Origin of the sequence: Mesorhizobium sp. M1322, assembly GCF_040318085.1 — a bacterium.
In the GTDB taxonomy this organism is placed as follows: domain Bacteria; phylum Pseudomonadota; class Alphaproteobacteria; order Rhizobiales; family Rhizobiaceae; genus Mesorhizobium.
The window spans coordinates 1-3993 of record NZ_JAMYLP010000178.1 but is presented as its reverse complement, the minus strand read 5'-3'; the positions used below and the strand labels follow the sequence as shown (position 1 = coordinate 3993).

General features: G+C 59.5%; 4 protein-coding genes. 3 read left to right on the top strand and 1 reads right to left on the bottom strand.

What is annotated here, in order from left to right; genetic code table 11:
* Positions 1-206, top strand: a 206-nt coding sequence (locus NKH12_RS30065; protein ID WP_352956429.1) for a hypothetical protein, incomplete at its 5' end; no start/stop codon positions are given.
* 73 nt (positions 207-279) lie between these two features.
* Here the strand turns inward: NKH12_RS30065 and NKH12_RS30060 are convergent.
* Entirely contained in the window at positions 280-561 is a 282-nt protein-coding gene (locus NKH12_RS30060) for a hypothetical protein (RefSeq protein WP_352956428.1), read from the bottom strand.
* A 200-nt stretch (positions 562-761) separates the two neighbouring features.
* On the opposite strand from NKH12_RS30060, the gene typA reads away from it, so the two are divergent.
* Both typA and NKH12_RS30050 read left to right on the top strand, forming a co-directional pair.
* Positions 762-2591 (top strand): translational GTPase TypA, encoded by a 1830-nt coding sequence (gene typA, locus NKH12_RS30055; RefSeq protein ID WP_352956427.1) that lies wholly within the window; start codon positions 762-764, stop codon positions 2589-2591.
* A 143-nt stretch (positions 2592-2734) separates the two neighbouring features.
* The gene (locus NKH12_RS30050; RefSeq protein ID WP_352956426.1) at positions 2735-3481 is read left to right on the top strand and encodes a M48 family metalloprotease; all 747 of its coding nucleotides are present in this window, start codon (positions 2735-2737) and stop codon (positions 3479-3481) included.
* The last annotated feature ends 512 nt before the right edge of the window (positions 3482-3993 follow it).

The following is a 3993-nucleotide window of genomic DNA, read 5'->3' as shown; positions in this document are numbered from 1 at the left end:
AAGACGGACAAAACCCGTTTTACGGGGCATGCACATGTGGCATTTCGATTCACTCAAAACTTTCCCCGGACAGCCCTGCCGTAAACGGGGAGAAAGTGGCCCGCATCGAAAATTTCGCTAATCGCGAACGTTGCAGAAGAGAGCAGACATTTCGCGCAGCAGGCTTCTCCCCGTTTACGGGGGAGAAGGTGCCGGCAGGCGGATGAGGAGCCGCGCCGGCGTTGGCAAGATTTCAGGAAAGGTCGATCCGATCTTTTCGACAATGTGCCGAAAGCAGTCCTAATCTGGGTAGCAAACGGTCGGAATTTGCGGCCAAACAGCGCTGTCGCAGTTGGCGGCCGCCTGCCTCTGCTTGAATGCGGTGCTAACCGGCCCGGTCACCACCGGGTCGACGCCATCGGGGGCATCGGCAAACAACTGCTCCGCCGTTCGTGTGTCGGACGGCGGGGCAGGCCGTGTGTCCTTCAACGTCGCGGCCGACTGTGCCGCGCCTGCCGCAAGCAGAACGGCGAAGGCAGCCCATGCGAGGATTGGCCGGTATCTGGTGCCCGTATTGCTCATGAAATTTGAACTGTCCCGACCGCGAAAGGTTCCGCTTTGGTTAATAATTCCATTTCACACCAAGACGCTTAAGATTTGGTGACCATGTATTTGGTGGCGCGCCTCCTCTTTCGCAATTGCGAAAAACCCTGTATGAGCCGCCCAACCGAAAGAGGCAGCGCCTTTTGGCCTGCTGCCTGCAACGCTCCCGAGACCACAACATGAAAATTCGTAATATCGCGATCATCGCGCACGTCGACCATGGAAAAACCACCCTCGTCGACCAGCTCCTGAAACAGTCCGGCTCGTTCCGCGACAACCAGCGCGTCGCCGAACGCGCCATGGATTCGAACGACTTGGAAAAGGAACGCGGCATTACCATCCTGGCCAAGGCGACCTCGGTCGACTGGAAGGACACCCGCATCAATATCGTCGACACTCCCGGCCACGCCGATTTCGGCGGTGAAGTCGAGCGCATCCTGTCGATGGTGGATTCGGCCATCGTGCTGGTCGACGCCGCCGAAGGGCCGATGCCACAGACCAAATTCGTCGTCGGCAAGGCGCTCAAGGTCGGATTGAAGCCGATCGTCGTCATCAACAAGATCGACCGGCCGGACGCCCGCCACGTTGAGGTGGTCAACGAAGTGTTCGACCTGTTTGCAGCGCTCGACGCGACCGACGAGCAGCTCGACTTCCCGATCCTCTATGGTTCTGGCCGCGACGGCTGGGTCTCGGAAAACCCCGAAGGTCCGAAGGACCAGGGCCTGGCGCCGCTGTTCGACCTCGTCATCAAGCATGTGCCGGCGCCGACCGTCCATCCCGGCCCGTTCCGGATGATCGGCACCATCCTGGAGGCCAATCCGTTCCTCGGCCGCATCATCACCGGCCGCATCGAATCCGGCACTCTGAAATCCAACCAGGCAGTAAAAGTGCTGCATCATGACGGGACGCAGGTCGAAACCGGCCGTATCTCGAAGATCCTGGCTTTCCGCGGGCTCGAGCGCCAGCCGATCGACGAGGCGCAGGCGGGCGACATCGTCGCCATTGCCGGCCTGTCGAAGGGCACCGTCGCCGACACGTTCTGCGACCCGTCGGTGACCGAACCGCTGCATGCGCAGCCGATCGATCCGCCGACCGTGACGATGTCGTTCCTCGTCAACGATAGCCCGCTGGCCGGCACCGAGGGTGACAAGGTGACCAGCCGCGTCATTCGCGACCGCCTGTTGCGCGAGGCCGAAGGCAATGTCGCGCTGAAGATCGAGGAATCGCCTGATAAGGATTCGTTCTTCGTCTCCGGACGCGGCGAATTGCAGCTTGCCGTGCTGATCGAGACGATGCGCCGCGAAGGGTTCGAAATCGCCGTGTCGCGGCCGCGCGTCGTCATGCAGAAAGGCGAGAATGGCGAGTTGCTCGAGCCGGTCGAGGAAGTCGTCATCGACGTCGACGAGGAGCATGCCGGCGTCGTCGTGCAGAAGATGTCGGAACGCAAGGCCGAGATGATCGAATTGCGCCCGTCGGGCGGCAACCGCCAGCGCATCGTCTTCCACGCGCCGACGCGCGGCCTGATCGGCTACCAGTCGGAACTATTGACCGACACGCGCGGCACCGCTGTCATGAACCGGCTGTTCCATGCCTACGAGCCTTACAAGGGCGAGCTGCCGGGCCGTACCAACGGCGTGCTGATCTCCAATGAGCAGGGTGAATCGGTGGCTTACGCCATGTGGAACCTGGAAGACCGCGGCCCGATGGTCATCGATCCGGGCATCAAAGTCTATCAGGGCATGATCATCGGCATCCATTCACGCGACAACGACCTCGAAGTGAACGTGCTGAAGGGCAAGAAACTGACCAACATCCGCGCCGCCGGCAAGGACGAGGCAGTAAAGCTGACGCCGCCGATCCGCATGACGCTGGAACGCGCGCTGGCCTGGATCCAGGACGACGAGCTGGTCGAGGTTACGCCGAAGACCATCCGCCTGCGCAAGCTCTATCTCGACCCGAACGAGCGCAAGCGTTTTGAGAAGTCGGCCAAGGTGGTCGGCGCGGCATAAGGATTTTTATCTCTGGCGAGATCGAAGCGGCGCGACACACGTCCTCGCTGCGTGGACAGGGCTACCCGCCGCGGCAGTTGGCTGCGGGTAAAGGCGAGGAAACGGGTGTGCGAAATGCAGTTCGGGACCTCGTCCGGAGCCTCATGCAAGATGACATGCGGCGAAGGCTCGTCGCTCACAAGAATCTTGTTGAACTTGGCAATGCAGCATTGCCAGCGATCGAGCATGAACTTGCAAAGATCGATCTAGGCACGGTTCCCCACCGTAAAATCGCAACACTTGTGGCGGGCCTCGCTACTGCTCTGCACGACATCGATGAAGATGCATCCCGGCGATACATTTCGGATTCGCTCGCGAGACCGATAACTCCCGTTATGCGTGCCGCGCTCCGCAGCATCATTCACTTTACAATGGACGACTGGCGGCGGTCTTCGGTTGGCGAAATCCTTGTTCTGGAGCATGGCAAGCTCGACAGTCGCATTGAAGCCTCCCGGCACGTTGGGCGTTGGCTCGCAAATGTTCCTGAAGCCGATCTGGTTGGCATTTCCCGAATCTACATAATTCCTGAAGTCGCCGAGCCCGAATTCGCCGGCACGTATCTCCAGGCAGTATCGGTCATCGAGATTGTCTGGCGACGCGCATCCAAGCATAGGATTGGCAACGCAGTCCGGAGATTCATGATCGAGAAAACGCTCTATCACGAGGTAGGACACCACGCGCTGCAGCATATCGAATGGGGACAAGACCCTGATCAAGAAAAGCAGGCAGACCGATACGCATGGAAAATGATGCGCAAGGCACATCCCAATCTATCGATGCTTACTCTTCCTTTGCGATTCCTTGGCGCGTCTCGACGAAGGAAAAATGCCAAGGATTTGGAAACAGCTTAGGATTGTGTTTCGAGAAATCGGCAAAAGTGATCGGTGCGGCTTAGGCGCGATGTCCGAGAGATGGGCGGCAAACTCGTCACGGCTGTCGCATACGATAATCGACCCGGAGGCTGAAGTTTGCGTCTCGATGCTTAATGCGTATGGGATCTATGCTCTCGCGACGCATATTTCCGACGTAGGCGGGCTTGGCCTGATCCATGTTCAAGTCGCCGACAGCGATGTTGAAGCGGCCGAGGGGTTGATTGGCCCGGCTCCCGAGGAGGCTGATCACGGTCGATTTTGCCTCATTGAAGGAGGTCGGCGCTGCCCCTCATCCGCCTGCCGGCACCTTCTCCCCGTGAACGGGGAGAAGACCGCTGACCGCACCCTCGGCGTTCATTCTTTGCAACGCTGGTAAGTGGCGAAACCCTCATGACGCCCTTCTCCCCGTTCACGGCAGGGCTGTCCGGGGAAAGTTTTGAGTGAATCGAAATGCCACATGTGCATGCCCCGTAAAACGGGTTTTGTCCGTC